This window comes from Myxococcus sp. CA056, from assembly GCF_013336715.1.
GTDB lineage: Bacteria > Myxococcota > Myxococcia > Myxococcales > Myxococcaceae > Myxococcus > Myxococcus llanfairpwllgwyngyllgogerychwyrndrobwllllantysiliogogogochensis.
Window position 1 is genome coordinate 192,685 of record NZ_JABUMT010000015.1, and the last position, 18,344, is coordinate 211,028.

Genomic DNA, 18,344 nt, shown 5'->3' on the forward strand with positions numbered 1-18,344 from the left:
GTCTACCCTCCCTCCACTCCCAGGAACTGCTCGATTGAAAATCGCGGAGTGCGCATGCGGCGGTGCAACTCCTGGACGTAGGTGTCCGCCTTCTCCCGGGGGAGCCCGTACCGGAAGAACAGCAGGCCCGTGGCCTCCTCGGCGGGGAGGTCCATCACCAGTGGCACCACGAGCTTCGCCGGAGCCAGCAGCTCCAGGCCCAGCAGGTCCGCGCGCCACTCGGAGTCCATCACCGCTCGACGGGCGTAGTGTCCGGAGGCATCGCGAGCCATGAGGTCCACCGGAGGCCCCAGCGAGAGCTTCTCGAAGAGGGCCGTCATGGCCTCGTCCGGCGTGGGCTTACGCAGACCGTCGAGCACCGGCAGTATCTGCTCGCCAAACACCCGCAGGGCCCGCTGACGTGGAAGCCATTGGTCCAGGATGAAGTGCGACAGCTCGTGCGCGACGGTGAAGCGTTGCTCGGCGTTCTCCTCGGACCTGTCCACGAACAGGAATCCGTGTCCGGCTTTCGCCACCATGCAGCCATGGAAATCACTGGCGTCACCCTCGACGGGCTGACGGATACCCCGGCGCAAGAGCCAGTCCCGCACGGCTTGCGGCGTCAGGTGGGGCAGGGCCACCACCTTGACGGAGAGCCGCGAGGGAATCTCCGTCGACAGGTTTCGTGGGAAGCGCAAGGGGGCCGTGAAGCCACACTCCTCCACGGCCTCCTCGAGCCAGAGCGGCGTCATGGACTCGTCTTCTCGCCCGGGACGCGGTCTCTCGCGGCCATCTGGATGGGACGTTCCTCTCCGTTGGAGTCCGCGACCCGCTCGGACAGGGCATCCACGATTTCGACGTGTCGAATCACGTCGACGAGCGCCCGGAGATCCACTTCATGACGTTCGGTGATGGCGGTGACCTGGGTATCGAAGTCCGGGCCCTCGGGTTTGCGGCACAGACACAGCCAGTAGAGCACTTCCCGCGTGCAGCCCAGATCCCGCGCGAGTTCAGCCTCGGTCCGATCCTCCAGTTGGCGATACCTCTCGAGTGTATAGGCAAGCGTCCAGGACGCGCGCTGGGCACGCAGGGCGGCCCGTTCGAGCCAATCAGGGTTCGACATCTCACTCCTCCTTCCCGATCCGTCCCAGGGTCTTCATGAGGCGGTCCCGGTTCCGTTTCACCTCGCGGCGGAGCTCTTTCTCCGACAGCTGCGGCAGGTTCATGGCCTTGGCCAGGGCGTCGGTGGAGCGCTCACCTTGGAGGATGAGCCCGAGGGCGGCCCGGTCCTGCTCCTGAATGGCCTGTTCGAGTTGTCCCACGAGGTGTCGTGCCTCCACGATGATCTCCAGGCTTCTATTCGGAGCCGTCGCGCGAAGTTCGATTGCCTCCCCGAATTCCCTTTCTCGGCGCTGGCGGGCCTCCTGGGAGCGGTACATGTCCCGGACCTGCATTTCGGCGTTCCGGGTCAAATACGAGGACAGCTTGCTCTTGTGGGCCAGGTACCGTTCGGGATTCTCCAAATACTCCATGAGGACGTCGCAGACCGCGTCGTGCGCCTCCTCTTTGGTTTTTCTCCGGTTGCGGCAAAGCACTCGGGTGATGGGGGCCATGAAGACCCTGAAGACGTCCTGGGAGGCCAGTGACTCATTCTTTTGAAGGACGCGCTCATGAAGTGCCTGTTCCTCCGCTTGTGATGGAAAACTCATCCCCACTCCTCACCGGGAAACTCCTGCCCGCTCTCGGGTTGACTGCGACATGTATGTTCGTTCCCACCCTGGCGAGTTCGACGGAGGCGGGTTTGTGCATCTCCATGAAAGGTTGCTGGAGATCAGTCCGTCAGTCTGTACCTCCCAGGTGGTATGCCGCCGCGCGCGAGAGGAGAAAATGAACGCCCCGCGCACTTTGGATCCCGGCAACGAATGAATGGACAGGAGACGGTGAGTCGCCGCGACCGACCCGAGTTCGAGAGGGAGCCCATGACGTCCATGCACTGCCGAGTAGCCACCACCCAGCGAGAGCTCGATGACGCGCTTCGTGTCCGCTGGGCTGTCTTTGGGGGGGAACTGAGGTTGATTTCCGGAAAGGCGCCGCCGTCGAGGCGGGAGGTGAGCTGTTTCGACACGCTGGAGACCACGGTGCATCTGGTGGTCTACGCGGACCGCGAGCCGGTGGCGACGTTGCGGATGTTGATGACGAGCCCGGAGGTGGCGCTCGCCACGGGGGGCCGGCTGGGTATCGAACTGGAGCAGAAGCTGGACCTGTCGGGTCTGGGCGGACCTGGGATGGTGTTCGCGGAGACCGCGCGCTTCTGTGTGCTCGAGCGTTGGAGGCACTCCGAGGCGGTGGCGCACCTGCAGGCGGGCATCTACGCGGAGAGCCGCGGACGCGGCGTGACGCACTGGATCGCCGCGGCGAACCTGGACACGGATTCGAGGGAGGACGCGAGTCTCATCGCCCGGGTGGCGGCGCACCGGGGCTGGGTGAGCCCTCGCTGGCGGGTGAGGGTCTCCGAGCCCTCGGAGTCTCCGGTCCTCCCCAGCAGCCCCTTCTATACGCCCATGGAGCGTGAGCGCGCGGGACAGGGAAACCTGGGCGGGCTGCGGATGCCGAGGGCGCCCTCGTTGTTCGCCAGGAAGATGGGCGCGCGGTTCATCGCGGAGCCACTCTACGACGCGAGCTTCCGCCGCTTCACCCTGCCGCTCCTCGCCGCGCTCGACGAGATTCCCGCCAGCACCCTGGAGCGGTTCCGCGCGCTCGACGGCATCGTGCGTCGCGCCGGCTAGCCCCAGGGCGACCCGCTTTTCTTCCTTCACCTTCAACGCGCAACAGCCGGGAGCCCACGCCCCGGACAGGAGACGTCCGTGCAGACGACGATGGAGAGCCCGAAGTCGATGGATTGGGTGGACCTGCTGGAGCAGGAGGGCCGCGCGCTCGTGGCGGCGCTGGATGCGCATCCTGACGCAAGCCGCCTGTTCGCCGGCACGCTCGACCGGGAGGGCTATGTCCACTACCTGGTGCAGACGTATCACTACGTCCGCTGGAGCCTGCCGCTGCTGAAGGGCGCGGGGACGCGCCTGAAGCACCTGGGGCGGCACCCGAGGCTGGCGGACCTGCTGCTCCAGAAGGCCGAGGAGGAGCGCGGCCACGAGCGCTGGTTGCTGACGGACCTGAAGAACCTGGGGTGCTCGGAGGAGCGGGTCCTGTCCACGGGCCCGTCTCCGGCGGTGGAGGCCTATACCAGCTGGAACTTCTTCACCTCCCGGGCGGGCATTCCCACCGCGTTCCTGGGCACGGCGTATGTCCTGGAATACCTCTCCGTGACGCGCGCGACCGGGGCCGCGGAGCACCTGATTCAGGCGGATGCCATTGCGAACATCGGCAAGGCGGTGACGTTCCTGCGCGGCCACGGAGGTCTGGATGAAGACCATGTGGCGGAGCTGACGTCCGTGCTCCGGACGCTGACGGATGTGGAGGAACAGTCCGCCGTGCTGTTGTCTGCTCGCACGACGCGCGTCGTGTATCCAGGTTTCTTCCGCGAGCGGTGAACTCCCATACCCCTGGCGAGGTAGAGACGACCCTCCTGGCCAGCGCCATTCTCCCAGTCGACACAAGGCATCCACACCAGGGGGCGCTTCATGCGTTACATCACTCACATCCACCTCGAGGGCGGCAGACGACTCGAGCACATCGCGCTGGTTCGCTGGCGTGAGGGCCTCATGACGGGGACGAGTACGCGGCAGCAGATGGTGGAATGGATTGATGACGGTGGGGACGCGAGGGTTCAGGCCCTGCCCGTGGAGGCGCGGGTAGAGGTCGTCAATGCGCGACCGCCCTATCTGCGGTCGGTGCCGAACGGCAGTCGTTTCGACAATCTGCTGTCCCTGCCGGAGTTCTGAGCCGCCAGGGACACGGGGCGCCACGGGCGGGTCCGGAGGAAGGGCCGGGTCCGCCCGTGGTGGGTCAGATGGGCTTCATCAGGCGGGCGGCCTGGTAGAGGAAGTCGGCGCGGCTGTCGCAGTTCAGCCGGTCCGTGCTGAAGATGTCCCGGATGTGTGTCTTCACCGTGTCGATGGAGAGGCCGTATTCACGGGCAATCTGCTCGTTGGACCAGTTCCTGAGCAGCGCCTGGGCGATGGTGACCTGGCGACTGGTGAGCCGCCGCTTCATCTGCTCGGGGAGCGGAATCGAGTGGGGAATCTCGTGAAGGATGAGCGCCCAGGGGCTGGGGCCCTGGGGCTCGGGGAGCTCGATGAACTTCACCACCCGGTGCGAGTCATCGAGTGACCTCACCCAGACGTTCGCCTGAAGCCGCTCGTCCGGGGACATGCGAGTCAGGGCGACCAGCCGGTCCACGAGGACCTCGGGCAGGCCGGAACCGTGGAGGTCGGAGCGGGTGAACCACTGCTCGAGCAGCGTGGTGGCCCGGGGTGAGCGCAGTCGTTCGAGGGCGGGCGGGTCCACCACGATGAACGCGGAGCGGTCATTCTCGTGGATTTGCTCCAGGAGGCGCACGCCCGTGGAGGCCACCCACATCTCGCCGCAGTTGCGCACCGTGTTGGCCAGGTGCGGCGTGAGGCTGGTGAGCAGGGCGACGGCGCGCTCGGAGAACGGGTGTCGGCGGTCGCGGTAGAGCGTGAAGCCGCCGAAGACGCCCGGGCGCACGTTCATGAGAACGGCCATGACGTGTTCCAGTCGCAGTTCCAGCTCTTGGCTGCGCTGGTAGAGCTGGCTTGCTTCCAGCTCCCTGCGCGACACCATCTCCGAGTCCCGGAGGACGGTGTCGAGCTGGCGCAACAGCGCCCTGCGCACGAAGTCGTCGTCGGCCACCTTGTCGTATTCGGACTGCTCCAGGAGCGGAACGCGAGGGCCGGGAACCAGCCACCGGTAGGGGATGGGCTGGCCAGGGGCGACGATGCACAGCCCCATGTACTCCGCGGGAATCAGTTCCAGGAAGAGGCCGCGGACCCTCTCCATGACCTCGGAGAGGTTCAGGGAGCTGTTGAGCGCCGCGATGACCTTGTCCCTCAGCAGGAATTCACGAGAGTCGAAAACCATGTCCATCCCCCTGCATGCGGGAGCGCGCCCCGCGATTGCCCAGACCGTCTGCCCTCTCAATAGACAAGAGAGAGAACGCTGTCCCTACCACTCCAGTGGTAGGTGCCCTCGCTGCCCGAGGCCCTACCTCCCAGGCTCGGGACGCGCGAAGGGACCGAGCTCCGCCGGACAGGTCGGAGTCGAGGCACTCTGGCGGTGAGCCTTTGCGGGTGTCGATCCTAGCGGAGCCGACCGGACAATGAAACACCCTCAGGATGGATTGATGCGTCTGATATTGACTACCCGGGTGGGTGCGTCCTCACTCATCCGGTGGGTCGCGGGGACGGGGCGCCTACTCCTCGGGAGGTATGTCCTGGCCATCCCGTGCGTCGGTACGGTGTGTGGAGAGAGCGCGCTCGAGTTCGGGGCGACACTCCTTCCGCCGCGTCTGGACTTCGCGGCACATCGGTGAGTCATGGTCAGGATTCTTCATTCCGCGGATTGGCAGATGGGGCTTCGGGCGAGACACGTCGCCCAGGTGGCGTCAGCGGTGCGCGAGGCGAGGTTGGAGGCGGCACGCAATGTCATTCAGGCGGCGAACAGCCATCAGGTGGATGCCGTCGTGCTCGCGGGTGACATCTTCGAGGACAACCTGGTCGAGGACCGGCTCGTGCATCAGGTGGTGGCGGTGCTGGAGGGAGCGCGCGCGCCGGTGTTCGTCCTGCCGGGCAACCATGACGCGCTGACGCCTGACGCCGTCTACCATCGCGCTTCCTGGAAGCAGCGGCCCGCGCATGTCCGCATGCTGGATGGAGATGCGCCGGTTCCCATTCCAGGGACGGCGGCGGTGCTGCTCGCCGCCCCGCTTCGACAGAAGAAGGGAATGAAGGATCCAACGGGCGAGTGGCGGGCCCGCGCGGACGTGGACGCCATCCGCGTTGGCGTGGCCCATGGCTCCCTTCGTATCGAGGGGAAGCACGCCCTGGACGACTTCCCGATTGCCCTGGATGCGGTGGCGCGAGTGGGGCTCGACTATCTCGCGCTGGGTCACTGGCACGGGCAATACGTCCACGAGGAGCGCACCGCCTATGCGGGGGCGCATGAGACGACGAAGTTCGGTGAGGATGGCTCGGGGCAGGCGCTGCTCGTGGAGATTGCCTCGCGGGGCCACGTGCCTCGGCTGACCCCCGTTCCCACCGGCTCGCTGGTGTGGCGCACCCTGGAGTTGGATCTGGGCCAGGACCCGGAGCGGGAGGCGGCGCGTGTCCTGGGGCTCATGAAGGACGCGGCCCAGCCGGCCAGGACCCTGCTGCGGATTCGCACCACGGGCGCCTCCTCGGATGCCGCCACACCGGTCGTGGACCGTCTCAAGGAAGGATTGCTGGGGCGGGCGTTCCTGCATGTTTCCGTCGAGCGTCGCGACATTCCGAAGGCGGAGGTGGAGGGACGGCTCGCCGAGGTGGTCGCCTCCAGCTCCCTGGTGGCTTCGCTCCTGGAGGAGTTGTCGCGACCCTTGTCTCCCGGGCTGGTCGACGCCTCGGAAGCGGGGCGGATCGCGGCCAGGTGTCTCTTGTCGGAGCTGGTGATGGAGGCGTGGCGATGATTCTGCGCAGGCTTCGAGTTCAGCATTTCCGTTGCTTCCGCAATCCCGTGGAGCTGTCCGGGCTGGGGGTGGGCATCCATGTCGTCCATGCGCCGAACGAGACAGGGAAGTCGAGTCTCGTCCTGGCCCTCGCGCGGGCACTGTTCGACCGGAACTCGACGAGGGACCGGGAGATACAGAACCTGCGGCCCTGGGGGACGACGCTGTCGCCGCGGGTGACACTGGAGCTGGACTCCGGTGGCAAGCGCTATCGGTTGGAGAAGGCGTTCCTGGATGACGCCACGAGCCTGCTGGACGAATGGACGGGGACGCGGTTCGAGCGGCTCGCCGACTCGCAGCGGGCAGACGAAATGGCGCGAGGGTTCCTCTTCTCCGGAGGAGCGCAGGCCGGTGCGACGAAGCCGGGCCAGTGGGGACTGGCCCGCCTGCTCTGGCTGGGTCAATCCGCCGAGCGTCATGTGCTGCCCGGTCTGGACACGCCCCTGAAGGCTCGGCTCATGGAGGCGGTGGGCGTCGCGGTGCTGAGCGAGCAGGAGCAAGGGGTGTTGAAGCGGGTGGAGGACGCCTATCGCCAGTTTTTCACGCTGAAGAAAGGCAAGGTGGTGACCGGCAGCGAGCTGGAGTTGAAGGCGGCGCTCGTGGCGTCTCTCGAGGAAGAGCTGCGGGGAATTCGCGCCCAGCAGGAGGCGAGCGCGGAGCACGCCCGGGACATGGAGGAGGCGAGGAGCGCGCTGGGCGACCTCGCTGGGGAGCGGGGGGCCCTCGAGGCGCGGTTCTCCGCGCTTCAGGCGCGTGTGGAGGCGGAGACGCAGTTGGAGCAGCAGATCGCTCTCCGGGACAAGGATGTGGAGCGCCAGCACCAGGAATGGGAGCACCTGGATGGGAAGCAGCGAGAGCTGCTCGCGCTTCGCCAGAACGTGGCTCGGCATCAGGCTGTCGTGGCGGAGAAGGAGCCGGTCCTCCAGAAGGCGCGAGAGGGGTTGATTGGCCAGGAAGCGTCGTTCCGACAGGCCCGGGAGCTGTTCCAGGCGCAGCTCGGAGAGCAGGAGAAGGCGGAGCAGCGGCAGGAGCGCGGACGTCTGCTGGAGAAGGCCCGGCAGGCGCTGGTGGAGCAGCAGCGGCTGGATGGACAGCTCAAGCAGGGGGAGCGGCTGGAGACCGCCGTGGAGGGATTGCGGCGAAGAACAGCGGCGTTGAAGACGCTGTCCGAATCCGACGTCAAGCGCGCGGAGGACGTCGAGCGCAAGCTGCGGCAGGCGCAGGACAAACTGGAGGCGCGGGGAATCGAGGTCGTCTTCAAGGCGGAAGGGTCTCGGAGCATCGAGTGGGAGGCGGAGGGACAGGTCCAGCGGCACGAACTGGCGAAGGCCGAGCAGAAGCTGTTCGCGGGCGTGAGCGCGGGAAGCCTGCGCATCAAGGGCGTCGGGGAGGTGCGTGTTCGCACCGGGGCCGAGGAGATCGGGAACCTCCAGGCGGACGTGGAGAAGTTCCGCAAGGAGCTGACACGCCGGCTCCACGAGCATGGTGTGGAGAGTCCGCAGCGGTTGCGTGGGGAGTGGGAATCACAGCAAGTGGTACTCCAGGAGCAGGCGAAGCACGAAGGCGCGCTGGAGACGTTTCTGGAGGCCGCGGGCTTTGAGAGCGTGGAGGCTCTCCGGGAGAAGCGTCGCGAACAGGCGGGGAAGGTGGGGACCCTGGCGGGGCAGCTCAATCTCGCGGTGGCTGCCCTGGCCACGTACCCGACCCATGAACTCGTCGTGCTCTCCGAGGAGCTGAGGCTCCGCAAGCAGGAGGTGAAGGAGCGGGAGAAGGCGAAGGACGACGCGGAGGCGGTGTATCGCCAGGTGGAGAGGCAGGTACGGGGTCTGGCCCAGGAGCGGGACTCCGCGATGCAGACAGCGCGAGAGCTGGAGCTGACAATGAAGGCCCAACTCCATGCGCTGGGCATGTCGCTGGAGCAACTGGGGGCGGAGGTCGAACGGGCTCATGGGGAGCTGGAGCGCCTGAAGAACATGGTGACGGGGTTGAGGGCGCGGCTTCCCCGTCCGGAGGAGCGGGCGGCCACGCAGCGCCGCCAGCTCGACGAGGCGAGGGAGCGAGTCGTAGGCGCGGAAAAGAAGGCCCAGGAGCGAATCATCCGCGCGGAGACGTTGCTGGGGCGGGCGGCGGAGGCAGGGGTGTACTCGCGATGGGGGGAGGCGGAGGAGCGGCTGGTGCTTGCGACGGAGGAGCACCTGCAACTCAAGACCCGGGCCGAGGCGGCAGAGATTCTCCGAAAGTTGGTGGGCCACTGGCAGGAGCAGGTGAACCGGACGTTCGTGGCACCTATCCAGGACGCGGTTCATGCGCGCTTGGAGCACATCCGTGGAGATGGGCGGAACGAGGTGCTCTCGCTGGGGCCGGAGTTCATCGACGCGGCGATGGAGACTCCCGACGGGGCGAGGTCGCTGGCGAGCTTCTCATGGGGAATGCAGGAGCAGACCCTGTTCGCGCTGCGCCTGGCTCTCGGGGAGATGCTGTCGAAGCAAGGGACGAAGCCGGAGCCGCAGCTCGTGGTCCTGGATGATGCCCTGGTCAACACGGACGCGGTCCGCCATCGGCGCGCGCTGGAGTTGATTGAGAAGGCGGGGGAGTCGCTGCAGGTGCTCATCCTGACCGCGTTTCCGGAGCGCTATCGCACCCTGAGAGGGATGAAGGAGTTCGACCTGCGGGAGTTGGCTCAGGAGTCCACTCCCGCCGGGTGAGGTCGTGTTGACGGAGCGTGGCGTTCGCCGCGTGGTGCTTCTCGGTTCATGACGAGTGCAACTGGCGCGTCGAGGTGCGGCGCGCCAGATAGGGGGACGTATGGCTATGCAGAAGAGTCGGGCACGTGTCAGGCATCTGACCGCGCTGCTGATCAAGGACGAATTCAAGAAGCCCGAGGACTGTCTCAAGGACGTCAGCGCGGTGGAGAAGGTGGAGTTGTCAGCGCGGCTTTCCTATTCGGCTGACTTCTACCTCCAGGCGAAGAAGGCGCGCTCACCTCCGTGGATGGAGTTCCTGGAGACGATCGTGGCGAAGAAGCTGCCGACGCTCAAGAACCAGAACGTGTGCGGGGTATTCTTTGTCCGGCTGAAGAAAAGGATCGTCGCCTTCACGCAAGGACATGGCCGCAACCTCCTTCGAGCCGACTGCTTCGAGCGGGACTTCGGCCTCAAGGTGGTCTTGAACTCGGTCGATCCTACCCAGTTGCGGAGCGTGGATGCTCGCAAGGTCGAGGACCTGACGACGCAGACGCGAAAGCAACTGAGTCGAAACTCACCGATGGATGCATTCGCTCTCAATCTGAATCAGGACATCCTCCGGGTCATCGCGGGGAAGCCCAAGAGTGAGGAGTTCGCGAAGTTGATAGTCGGTTCTGACTCGCTTTCGCTGAGCGCCAAAGTGGAGGTCGAACAGCTTGGGGAGAAGAGCGAGGAGCTCTTCGCCGCCTATCAGAGCCAGGAGTACAAGAAGCACTTCCCCTGGTTCGATCATCTCCGGTCGGTTCGAGACCAGGCAGTGATGGGGGAGTTGAATCGCAGGTTGATCGAAAAGATTCAGGCAGGCTCAGCCGACGCCCTCCATCTGGCCACGCCCGAGGTCATCGACTGGAGTGAATCATCGGGGCTTTCGTTCTCGACGGAAGCGGACCCGACGCCGCGCCATGACCTGTTGATGGAGGACTATCTCAAGACGAAGGATGAAACGGTGTCGGTCGCCGACCTCAAGCGAGACCATGTTCAGGTTCACTTTGGCGCGGCGAATGCGCCCGTGTCCAAGTGGAGTGTGTATGACTCGATTGTGTTCGAGGCGGAGGAAAAGGGAGAGGTCTTCGTGCTCTCCGGGGGCGATTGGTTCCGAGTCGCCAAGCGTTTCGCTGATGAGGTGAGAGACCGGGTCGGAACCATCAAGAAGTCGACGCTCGTTCTTCCTGCCGCGAAGAGCACGGACCGGGAGGACGACTACAACTTCAACGTCGCCAAGTCGCGAGGGTTCATCTTGATGGACAAGAAGAACTCATATGTCGCGGAGGGCAAGACGTCGATCGAGGTCTGCGACCTGCTCACGAAGGATCGGCAGTTCGTGCACGTGAAGCGGAAGACACGGTCCTCGACACTCAGCCATCTTTTTTCTCAAGGCGTTGTCTCGGCGGATGCGTTCTGGATGGATCAAGAATTCAGGAACCACGCCCGGAATCATGTACTGAAGATCCATCCGACGTTGAAGAGTCTGATCCCGCAGGAGCGCCCGAATCCGGCGGAGTTTGAAGTTGTGTTCGCGGTCATCACAAAGAGCAACCCCAAGTGGCCGCATTCCCTCCCGTTCTTCAGTCAGCTCAATCTGAGCTACGCACATGACCGCCTGGAGCGGATGGGGTACCGAGTCTCGCTGCTGAGAATTGATGAGGTTTGACAGCGGCTGGGTTGATCGCAGGCGGGTGACCCCTTCCTCGCCGTTCGGCAGGGCGGTGCGCCGCTCCCGTGGAGAGGCGTACGGGTCCTCCATAGGCGTCGACAGCGGCTGGCCGCGAATCGCCCTGATTCCTCACGCGGTGGCCACCCGCCTCGCAAGCTGGCCCACTCTTATCGGGGCGCCGGACGCGTCGAGGAGCGAGTCGTCTTCCGTCGTGCCACCTGATTGACTGGTGGCGCCGCCTTCTTGGCCCGTGACGCCGTCTTCCTGGCCGGTGACGCCGCCTGATTGACTGGTGGCGCCGCCTTCTTGGCCCGTGACGCCGTCTTCCTGGCCGGTGGCGTCGTCTTCCTGTCCGGTGGCGCCGCCTTCGTTGTCCGTCGCGCATTCGCGGCGCGGGCAGCCTCCATCACCGCGGCCCGTCGCTTGATGCGCGCGACGCCCTCCGTGTCCGCGGCGGAAGCCCCGAGTGTGCCCATCGCGGCCAGTGCCTCACGCGTCGGTGCGTGCTTGTGACAGAGCACCACGAGGTTGGCGGCGCGCAGCACGCGAGGGGTGAAGATGGGTGGGTTGCCCAGTTCGGGCAGCAGACCGAGCAGCACCGGCACGTCGTCGAGCTTTGACTGCCAGGACTCGGCGCGCGAGCTCTTCGCGATGTGCGTCACCTCGCGCCCGATGTACGCCGCCGCCAGCTCGGCGAACCACGGCGTGACGGGCTTCTTCACGAGGGCCGTGAGCGCCGTGGCGAGGCGGCGGCTCTTGACGAGCACCTTCCAGTCCTTCTCCCCCGCGGGGGTGATGTTGGACGACGGCACCACCGCCACCAGGTACGACTCGAGGTTGTCGGCGAGCAGCACGTCTTCCCCGTCGTCATCCACCCGCTTCTCCCAGGTGGAGACAGCGTGCCTCACGAAGGAGGCCTCGTCGGCGAATTCGCTGTGGTCGCCATGCTCTTCGATGTCTCCCCGCAGGCCTCGGAGTGCGCGCAGCACCACGCGTGCGATGGCGGCGTCCTCTTCCTGCTTCAGGAGCGCCGTGCCTTCACGAACCAGGCTGCGCGGGTCGAGCTTGTGGGCGCGCTCGGCGAAGTCCCGTACGGTGGGAGAGGACTCCGTCCCGGCTGCGCCCTTCCTCAGGGAGACGACGAACCTTCGGAGTGCGTCCTCGGTGACATGCATGCCCCATCCTGCACCGGGAATGGAGTGCGTTGGGACCTGTCCATCTGGAATGGGGCTATGCCCACATGGCAATGTTTTGCTGTTGTTGTCTGTCTGGTTCGAATTACTAGTTAGTCACGTCTATGATAGGAGTTGCGTCAGAGGCACGCGCCAGGTGTGGAGATGTCCCTGACGTGCGCTGCGTGGAAGGCCTCGTGTCCCTCGTTCCCGGGAGTCGCACGTGAAGACGAACAGTCGGTCCGCGGTCCTCCAGGCGGTACGCGAACTCGCACCATCCCTCTCCGCGCGGGGCGCGGAAATCGAGTTGGCGAGGAGGATTCCCGCCGATGTGATTGGCCTGCTCAAGTCAGCGGGGGTGTTCCGGATGTTCGTGCCGCGCAGTCATGGCGGACTCGACCTGCCGCTCCTGGAGGGGCTGGAAGTGCTGGAGGAGCTGGGTCGAATCGACGGCTCCCTCGGATGGACCACGATGATTGGCGTGGGCAGCCCCCATCTGTTCGCGGTGTTGCCACGCTCGGAGTTCGATGCCATCCACGCGGCGAGCCCGGACATCGTCGCGGCGGGCGCCATGGCGGCGCAGGGAGAGGCGCGGACGGTGGTGGGAGGCTATCGCGTCACGGGGCGGTGGAACTTCGCCACGGGATGCCATCACAGTGATTGGTTCTACGGAAGCTGCGCCCTGAAGGACGAATCGGGAAAGCCTGTGATGGGCACGGATGGCAAACCCGCGCTGCGCACCGTGCTGGTGCCCGCCTCCTCCGCGCGCATCCTCGACAACTGGCAGGTCCTCGGGATGCGTGGCAGTGGCAGTCACGACATCTCCGTCGAGGATGTCTTCGTGCCGGAGGCGTATGCCTTTGACGTCGCCGCGGCCCGCCCCTGCCACCCCAGCCCCCACTTCGTGGCCCCTCCGCTCCAGATCAGCCTGCACATCGGCGCGGTGGCGGTCGGAATCGCGCAGGCGGCGCTCGACGACGTGGTCGCCCTGGCGAAGGCGGGGAAGAAGCGCCTGTATGCGCGCCACACCCTGCGCGAGTCACCCCAGTTCCAGCACCGGCTGGGGCGCGCCCAATCCGACCTGCGCGCGGCGCGCGCCCTGCTCCAGGAACTCTCGGGGCGCTTCTGGACCACCTGCGTCGAGGCGCCGGACTCCGCCTCCGGCTTCGCACCGGAGATTCTAAGCACCACCGCGTGGCTCGTGGACACCGCCGCCGAGGTGGTGAGCGCCTGCTATCGCGCCAGCGGCACCAGCCCCGTCCGGGACGGCTCCACCCTCCAGCGGCGCTTCCGCGACATCCATGTGCTCACCCAGCACGCCTCCGCCACGGATGGATGGTTCGCGCAGGCGGGCAGCACCTTGCTGGGGTTCGACTTCGCGTTGGAGTCCTGAGGCTCGGAGGCGGGCCCGTCCCGTCATGGCGGGGCGGGCCCACGGAGCAAGTGCTCAGGTCCCCGTGCTCTGGGGGGCCTCGTCCTCCCCGTAGGGCGGGATGCGGAAGCCCTCGGGCTGCTTGCCATCCACGTCCGTGAAGCCGTACTCGCGCGCCAGGTCGCCGGAGGTGAACAGCTTCCCGCTGCGCTCCATGATGCGCGGATCCCCGGCCAGCGCGGCCACGGCCCTGCCTCCGTACTCGGGTGACTCGGTGCCGCTCAGGTCGAAGGGACCCTTGGCGTGCTCGGCCATCACTCGCTCGGTGCGCATGAAGCCCGGTGCCAGGGCCACCGCCGCGACGTGATGCTTCTTCAACTCCAGCCCCATGCCAAAGCTCATGCGGATGATCGCGGACTTGGCGACGTCGTAGTACAGGTTGCGCAGGTACTCGCCGTAGGCCCAGCCCACCGTGTTGACGATGAGGCCCGGAGGCGCGTCGGCCTTGCGCCCGATGAGCAGCGGCGCGGCGAACCGGCTCGACAGGAAGTGCGCGCGCAGGCCGGCGACATACATGCCCTGCCAGCGCTTCTCCGTGGGCTGCTCCCAGAACGGCAGGTCGAAGTCGGGGCCGTCATACTGCTCGTAACCTCCCCAGACGTTGTTGACGAGCAGGTCCAGCCGCCCGGACTCGCGCTTGACGCGCTCGAAGAACGCGGCCACGTCCTGCTCGTTCGTGTGGTCCACCCGAGCGGCGATTCCCTTCCCCCCTCGCTGCGTCACCTCCTCGGCGGCGTTCTCCACCGTGCCGGGGAGCCCCTCGGTGGTCTGTCCGGCAGAGGCGCTTCGACCGGTGACGTAGACAGTGGCGCCGGCTTCGGCGAGCACCAGGGCGATGGCGCGACCCGCGCCGCGGCTGGCGCCGGTCACCACGGCGACACGGCCGGTCAGGGTCTTCAGGTGTTTCGCGATGGGCTGCTTGGCTCCTTGCATGAACGTCTCCGGATAGGTTGGGGCAGCGGGTGGACTTCGGGCTCTGTTCAGCGAACGTCAGGCAAGACGAGACCCACCGGGGAGGGCGCGCGAGCTGTCGGGGTTCGTCGTCTTCGTCAGGCGAGGATGCCGTGCAGCAGCATGTCCCGCCCGTAGTCGTGGCGGAGCGGATCTCCTCCGGCCAGGTGCAGCAGGGTGGCGAAGAGCGCGTCGATTTCGAGCGGGCGCCGTTGCCCCTCGGTGGTGCTGCCGCTGCGATAGTCGATGGAGACGCCGCGGAACCTCGCGTCCGTCTGTCCGACCGTCGCGCCCGCGCGGATGCCACGCCCCAGGAGAATCCAGCTGTTCTCGGGCCAGTGGTCCTTGCCCCGCACCATGTTCAGCTTGGGGAAGCGGCCCAGCTCGGAGGCGATCACGATGGTGGTCTGTTCCAGGAGCGTGCCGAACGCGTTGCGCTCGCGCTGGAGCAGGTCCAGGAAGCCGGCGATGTCGTCGAAGATGGGGCGCGTGCGCGCTGACTGGAGCGCCACGTTGTCGGTGTGCGTGTCCAACCAGACGCGGGGCGAGCGCACGGTGACGAAGCGGGCGTGATTGCCACGCACGGCATGGAAGGCGAGCTGGAGGCCGGGCCCCAGCGGACTTCCACGAAGCGCCGTGTGGCGGTCCGCGGTGGATAGCAGGCGCTGGAGGTGCTGGCCCTGTTGGAGCGTCTGCTCGTGCGCGGCGAGCTCCTCCGGTCTCCCGCCGAGCCACTGGCGGGCCTCCTCGTGCCGCAGGGCCTGCATCTCCTCGAACCAGGGGGGCGTGTCGAACAGGCCCTGTCGAGGCTCGCCCGTGAGCAGCTCCACCGTCGCGGGGTCGATGCTCAGTCCTCCCGCGAAAGGGATGGCGCGGCCCTCCGGATTGCCGGGCAGCGGCAGCGCGTCCAGGGGGCGCGGTGGCCGCGGGAAGCCGGTCTGGATGTGGAGGTGCGGGATGGGGGCGCTGCCCGGCAACAGGCCTCCGAGCACGTCGCCGAAGGGCGGGGTGCTGGCGCCATGTCGCTGGTGGCCCGCGCGCAGGATGGCCTCGCCCGTCTCGTGCGCGACGGTGTCGTAGCGGACGCCGTGGACCAGGCACAGCGCGTCGTCGTGGCGCAGCAGCCCGCCGATGAGCGGCCCGAACAGGCGGCGCGTGCCCTGGAGGCGCTCGGCCGCCCGGTATCCGGTGTCGACCTCTCCGGCCGTGGCGGGGTCCTTCGCGTCCACGGTCATCACGCTGTCGAAGCCACCGTCGAGGGTGATGCGGACGAAGTAGTGGGGCCGCGCGGTGGACGGCGGCGGGAGGGCGACGGGTGGCGTGGAGGTCGACTTCACGTCGGGCGCGCCCGCGCGGTGGAGGCCACAGGCCGGGAGCAGGGCCAGCCCGCTGACGCCAGCCAGGGCCTGGAGGACTTCGCGTCGTGAGGAACGGGCCATGGTCGTCATCTCGCTGTCGTGGGGGCGGGGGCGAGTTCCAGCCGCAGCACCCGGATGCCGGCCAGATAGCTGGTGCACAGCGCCGCCGCCGCGTCGCGTGTCGCCGGCGCGATGCGCTGGAAGCGGCGGAAGCGTGCCTGTCCATCCTTCGTGTCCGCGGCGCTGGGCTCCTGCTGGTACACGAGCCGGAACAGGCGCTGCGTGATGGCCTCCGTCGCCTTCTCCGAGGCAGGTCCCTCCGCGACGTCCACCAGGGTCCGCTTTCCGGCGGGGCGCCCCAGGTCCGTGTCGATGACCCGGGTGCAGACGTCCATGGCGATGAGCGGATGGCGTGCGGAGGGCTCGAGCTCCAGCCGAGGAGCGACGAGGGCCTCGAGCGCGCCCGCGCTCATGTACGGATGCGCCACCTCGCGGACGATGAGCAGCCAGTCGTCCAGGGACAATTGCATGGCCGTGCGCGGCGGGGCGGGGTGCTGTTGGGCCTCCAGCAGCGCGGCGATGGAGCTGGCGAGCTCCTGCCGGTATCCGGGCCCCAGCGGGACGGGTGAGTTCCCAGGGCCCTTCCACAGCCCCTCCGCGTCCTTCGCGGAGGGAGGCATGCGGCCGGTCTCGACGGCCTTGTGGATGTCCCGCCACGTCTCCAGGTCGCTCGGGCCGGGCACCTGACGCAGGTCGAGCGAGCTGTCCTCGTCGTGGCAGCCGGAGCAGTGGCGTTGGAGGAGGACCGCCACGTTGGGAGGCACCTCGGCGGCGTCACGCGCGGGCGCCGCCGCCAGGACGAGGAACAGCAGACCGAGGGAGGTCATTGCGCGAGCACCATCGGTTCCGTCTGCGGCTTGCTCCACAGGATGGCGCGGATGAGGACATCGACCCGCCGTCCGTTCTGCTCGAAGGTCCGGGTCAGCTCCTCCAGCAGCCGCCGCTCCTCGGCCGTCTTCCGGGGCGGTCGCCCCACGAGGAAGGTGAACATGCGGGAGGTGGCGCAGCGGGGGAACTCCGGCTGCTGGGTGAGGAGCCGGGCCAGCGCGGCGGTGCCCTTGCCCTTGCCCCGGAAGTCCTCGGCGCCGTGGACGTACAGCGCCCCCTCCACCTGTCTGCCGGTGGGGATGGAGCCGAAGATGGGCGGACGCAAGCCCACCAGGAAGCCCGAGCCCGAGTCCATGGGCGCGTGGCATCCGCTGCACGCGCCCTGGTTGCGCATGGGGGACTCGTACACCTCGAAGCGCACGCCCTCGTGCTGCCCGCCGGTGACGGTGAGGAGCGTCTCGCTGTCCACGGTGTTCGCCGGGAAGTCCACGCAGAGGAACTGCGACAACATCAACTGCATCGTCGCGCGGGACGTCCCCACGAACGCGGCCATGACGGGCGTGTTCAGGAACAGGCCACTGCCCTGGTATTCGCCCTTGCGCTCGACGAACTGGCCCGGGGCCTCCAGGTCCACCGTGGCCAGCATCCGCACCAGCTCCTGCTCCCGCGCGGGAGAGAAGGGCTTCTGGGACACCTTCGCCAGCATCTCCCGCCGCAGGTACAGGAAGCGCGTCAGGCCGGACTGCCAGGTGGAGGAGGTCGTCATCAACTCGTCGAAGGGGCGCCCCTTCGACATGAGCTCAGCGCCGGTCTCGGTCACCTCGCTCATCATCGCCTCCACGAAGCGCTGGTCCATGCGCGGCGCCTCCTCGTCCGGAGGGAGGCAGCCCAACAGCAGGGGACCGCAACCGCAGCCCGGCCTGGGCGGCGTGGGGATGGTGGGCTCGGGTTGTCCACCGCAGTAGCCGACCGCGTCGAAGGCGTTCTCCGGGCGGTAGCTGTCCTGACAGATGGAGATGCGTTGTCCGCGCCCCCACCAGGCTGGCGCCGACTTGCGTTCGGCGGGCGCACAAGGCGCGGTCCCCTCCGGACGCGAGGCGCCCACGGTGTGGGGCAGGTAGTAGACCCACTGACCGTCTTCACGGAAGCGTGACAGCGTCCCGACGAAGAAGTTCGTCGCCGCAGGCGTGAACGCCAACGCGCTCGAGAGCTTCCGGTAGAAGTCCCGCGTCAACCAGCGGTCCAGGACCTCCTCGTAGATGCGGGACGGAGTCTCTCCGCGCGCGAGTCGCTCCTCCAGGTCGCGCCGCTCCTGTGGCTCCAGCCGCTTCAGCCGAAGGCGAAGGGAGAGCACCTGCACCAGCTCCACCACGGGCGTGGACGCGGCGTCGTCCGACGCCTGCGCTGGCGAGAGCGTCAGCGTCAGCGTCAGGAAGGCTGCTCCCAACGTCATCCTGTTCGAACGCGTGGTGAGAGGCATTGCTCGA

Annotated in this window: 16 protein-coding genes; 7 read left to right on the forward strand and 9 right to left on the reverse strand. The window is 67.2% G+C overall.

Going from position 1 to position 18,344, the window contains the following annotated elements:
* Positions 1-2: 2 nt before the first annotated feature.
* The 3 genes from HUA76_RS37640 to HUA76_RS37650 are packed head-to-tail and all read right to left on the reverse strand — an operon-like array spanning position 3 to position 1,688.
* Positions 3-731 (reverse strand): ImmA/IrrE family metallo-endopeptidase, encoded by a 729-nt coding sequence (locus HUA76_RS37640; RefSeq protein ID WP_174463608.1) that lies wholly within the window; start codon positions 729-731, stop codon positions 3-5.
* Complete coding sequence (locus HUA76_RS37645; RefSeq protein WP_141647513.1) at positions 728-1,102, reverse strand: hypothetical protein; 375 nt, start codon at positions 1,100-1,102, stop codon at positions 728-730. The genes HUA76_RS37640 and HUA76_RS37645 overlap by 4 nt, the downstream gene beginning before the upstream one ends.
* A gap of 1 nt (position 1,103) precedes the next feature.
* On the reverse strand, positions 1,104-1,688 hold the full coding sequence (locus tag HUA76_RS37650; RefSeq protein ID WP_174463609.1) for an RNA polymerase sigma factor: 585 nt from the start codon (positions 1,686-1,688) through the stop codon (positions 1,104-1,106).
* A gap of 270 nt (positions 1,689-1,958) precedes the next feature.
* Between HUA76_RS37650 and HUA76_RS37655 the strand changes: the two genes are divergently transcribed.
* The 3 genes from HUA76_RS37655 (at position 1,959) to HUA76_RS37665 (ending at position 3,878) form a co-directional block, all read left to right on the forward strand.
* Positions 1,959-2,765 carry a GNAT family N-acyltransferase gene (locus HUA76_RS37655; RefSeq protein WP_174455642.1) on the forward strand — a complete coding sequence of 269 codons (807 nt, stop codon included), beginning with the start codon at positions 1,959-1,961 and terminating at the stop codon, positions 2,763-2,765.
* Between the two features lie 78 nt (positions 2,766-2,843).
* Entirely contained in the window at positions 2,844-3,527 is a 684-nt protein-coding gene (locus HUA76_RS37660) for an iron-containing redox enzyme family protein (RefSeq protein ID WP_371745690.1), read from the forward strand.
* Positions 3,528-3,617: 90 nt separating this feature from the next.
* Positions 3,618-3,878 carry a DUF3892 domain-containing protein gene (locus HUA76_RS37665; RefSeq protein ID WP_174455641.1) on the forward strand — a complete coding sequence of 87 codons (261 nt, stop codon included), beginning with the start codon at positions 3,618-3,620 and terminating at the stop codon, positions 3,876-3,878.
* 64 nt (positions 3,879-3,942) lie between these two features.
* Here HUA76_RS37665 and HUA76_RS37670 read toward each other — a convergent pair whose 3' ends face one another.
* Complete coding sequence (locus HUA76_RS37670) at positions 3,943-5,037, reverse strand: LuxR C-terminal-related transcriptional regulator (RefSeq protein WP_174455640.1); 1,095 nt, start codon at positions 5,035-5,037, stop codon at positions 3,943-3,945.
* A 454-nt stretch (positions 5,038-5,491) separates the two neighbouring features.
* On the opposite strand from HUA76_RS37670, the gene HUA76_RS37675 reads away from it, so the two are divergent.
* The 3 genes from HUA76_RS37675 (at position 5,492) to HUA76_RS37685 (ending at position 11,053) form a co-directional block, all read left to right on the forward strand.
* Positions 5,492-6,619: a DNA repair exonuclease gene (locus HUA76_RS37675; protein ID WP_174463610.1), complete on the forward strand. Its 1,128-nt coding sequence runs from the start codon at positions 5,492-5,494 to the stop codon at positions 6,617-6,619.
* Entirely contained in the window at positions 6,616-9,363 is a 2,748-nt protein-coding gene (locus HUA76_RS37680; RefSeq protein WP_174463611.1) for a hypothetical protein, read from the forward strand. Before HUA76_RS37675 ends, HUA76_RS37680 begins: the two co-directional genes overlap by 4 nt.
* Positions 9,364-9,463: 100 nt before the next feature.
* The gene (locus HUA76_RS37685) at positions 9,464-11,053 is read left to right on the forward strand and encodes a DUF6119 family protein (RefSeq protein ID WP_174463612.1); all 1,590 of its coding nucleotides are present in this window, start codon (positions 9,464-9,466) and stop codon (positions 11,051-11,053) included.
* 170 nt (positions 11,054-11,223) lie between these two features.
* Here the strand turns inward: HUA76_RS37685 and HUA76_RS37690 are convergent, their stop codons facing one another.
* Positions 11,224-12,231, reverse strand: a complete 1,008-nt coding sequence (locus tag HUA76_RS37690; RefSeq protein ID WP_174463613.1) for a hypothetical protein — start codon at positions 12,229-12,231, stop codon at positions 11,224-11,226.
* 220 nt (positions 12,232-12,451) lie between these two features.
* Between HUA76_RS37690 and HUA76_RS37695 the strand changes: the two genes are divergently transcribed.
* Positions 12,452-13,621 (forward strand): acyl-CoA dehydrogenase family protein, encoded by a 1,170-nt coding sequence (locus HUA76_RS37695; RefSeq protein ID WP_174463614.1) that lies wholly within the window; start codon positions 12,452-12,454, stop codon positions 13,619-13,621.
* Positions 13,622-13,675: 54 nt separating this feature from the next.
* On the opposite strand, the gene HUA76_RS37700 is transcribed toward HUA76_RS37695, so the two are convergent.
* The 4 genes from HUA76_RS37700 to HUA76_RS37715 form a co-directional block, all read right to left on the reverse strand.
* Positions 13,676-14,593 carry an SDR family NAD(P)-dependent oxidoreductase gene (locus tag HUA76_RS37700; protein ID WP_174455634.1) on the reverse strand — a complete coding sequence of 306 codons (918 nt, stop codon included), beginning with the start codon at positions 14,591-14,593 and terminating at the stop codon, positions 13,676-13,678.
* 116 nt (positions 14,594-14,709) lie between these two features.
* A complete protein-coding gene (locus tag HUA76_RS37705) occupies positions 14,710-16,050 on the reverse strand; it encodes a DUF1501 domain-containing protein (RefSeq protein ID WP_174455633.1) in 1,341 nt (446 codons plus the stop codon).
* A gap of 5 nt (positions 16,051-16,055) precedes the next feature.
* The gene (locus HUA76_RS37710; protein WP_174463615.1) at positions 16,056-16,856 is read right to left on the reverse strand and encodes a hypothetical protein; all 801 of its coding nucleotides are present in this window, start codon (positions 16,854-16,856) and stop codon (positions 16,056-16,058) included.
* On the reverse strand, positions 16,853-18,310 hold the full coding sequence (locus HUA76_RS37715; protein WP_174455631.1) for a DUF1585 domain-containing protein: 1,458 nt from the start codon (positions 18,308-18,310) through the stop codon (positions 16,853-16,855). Before HUA76_RS37715 ends, HUA76_RS37710 begins: the two co-directional genes overlap by 4 nt.
* Between the last annotated feature and the right edge of the window lie 34 nt (positions 18,311-18,344).

Coding starts and splice junctions, on each gene's coding strand:
- HUA76_RS37680 (WP_174463611.1), top strand. CDS start 6,616: ATGATTCTGCGCAGGCTTCGAGTTCAGCATTTCCGTTGCTTCCGCAAT.
- HUA76_RS37640 (WP_174463608.1), bottom strand. CDS start 731: ATGACGCCGCTCTGGCTCGAGGAGGCCGTGGAGGAGTGTGGCTTCACG.
- HUA76_RS37685 (WP_174463612.1), top strand. CDS start 9,464: ATGGCTATGCAGAAGAGTCGGGCACGTGTCAGGCATCTGACCGCGCTG.
- HUA76_RS37675 (WP_174463610.1), top strand. CDS start 5,492: ATGGTCAGGATTCTTCATTCCGCGGATTGGCAGATGGGGCTTCGGGCG.
- HUA76_RS37715 (WP_174455631.1), bottom strand. CDS start 18,310: ATGACGTTGGGAGCAGCCTTCCTGACGCTGACGCTGACGCTCTCGCCA.
- HUA76_RS37670 (WP_174455640.1), bottom strand. CDS start 5,037: ATGGTTTTCGACTCTCGTGAATTCCTGCTGAGGGACAAGGTCATCGCG.
- HUA76_RS37650 (WP_174463609.1), bottom strand. CDS start 1,688: ATGAGTTTTCCATCACAAGCGGAGGAACAGGCACTTCATGAGCGCGTC.
- HUA76_RS37690 (WP_174463613.1), bottom strand. CDS start 12,231: ATGCATGTCACCGAGGACGCACTCCGAAGGTTCGTCGTCTCCCTGAGG.
- HUA76_RS37710 (WP_174463615.1), bottom strand. CDS start 16,856: ATGACCTCCCTCGGTCTGCTGTTCCTCGTCCTGGCGGCGGCGCCCGCG.
- HUA76_RS37705 (WP_174455633.1), bottom strand. CDS start 16,050: ATGGCCCGTTCCTCACGACGCGAAGTCCTCCAGGCCCTGGCTGGCGTC.
- HUA76_RS37645 (WP_141647513.1), bottom strand. CDS start 1,102: ATGTCGAACCCTGATTGGCTCGAACGGGCCGCCCTGCGTGCCCAGCGC.
- HUA76_RS37655 (WP_174455642.1), top strand. CDS start 1,959: ATGACGTCCATGCACTGCCGAGTAGCCACCACCCAGCGAGAGCTCGAT.
- HUA76_RS37665 (WP_174455641.1), top strand. CDS start 3,618: ATGCGTTACATCACTCACATCCACCTCGAGGGCGGCAGACGACTCGAG.
- HUA76_RS37700 (WP_174455634.1), bottom strand. CDS start 14,593: ATGCAAGGAGCCAAGCAGCCCATCGCGAAACACCTGAAGACCCTGACC.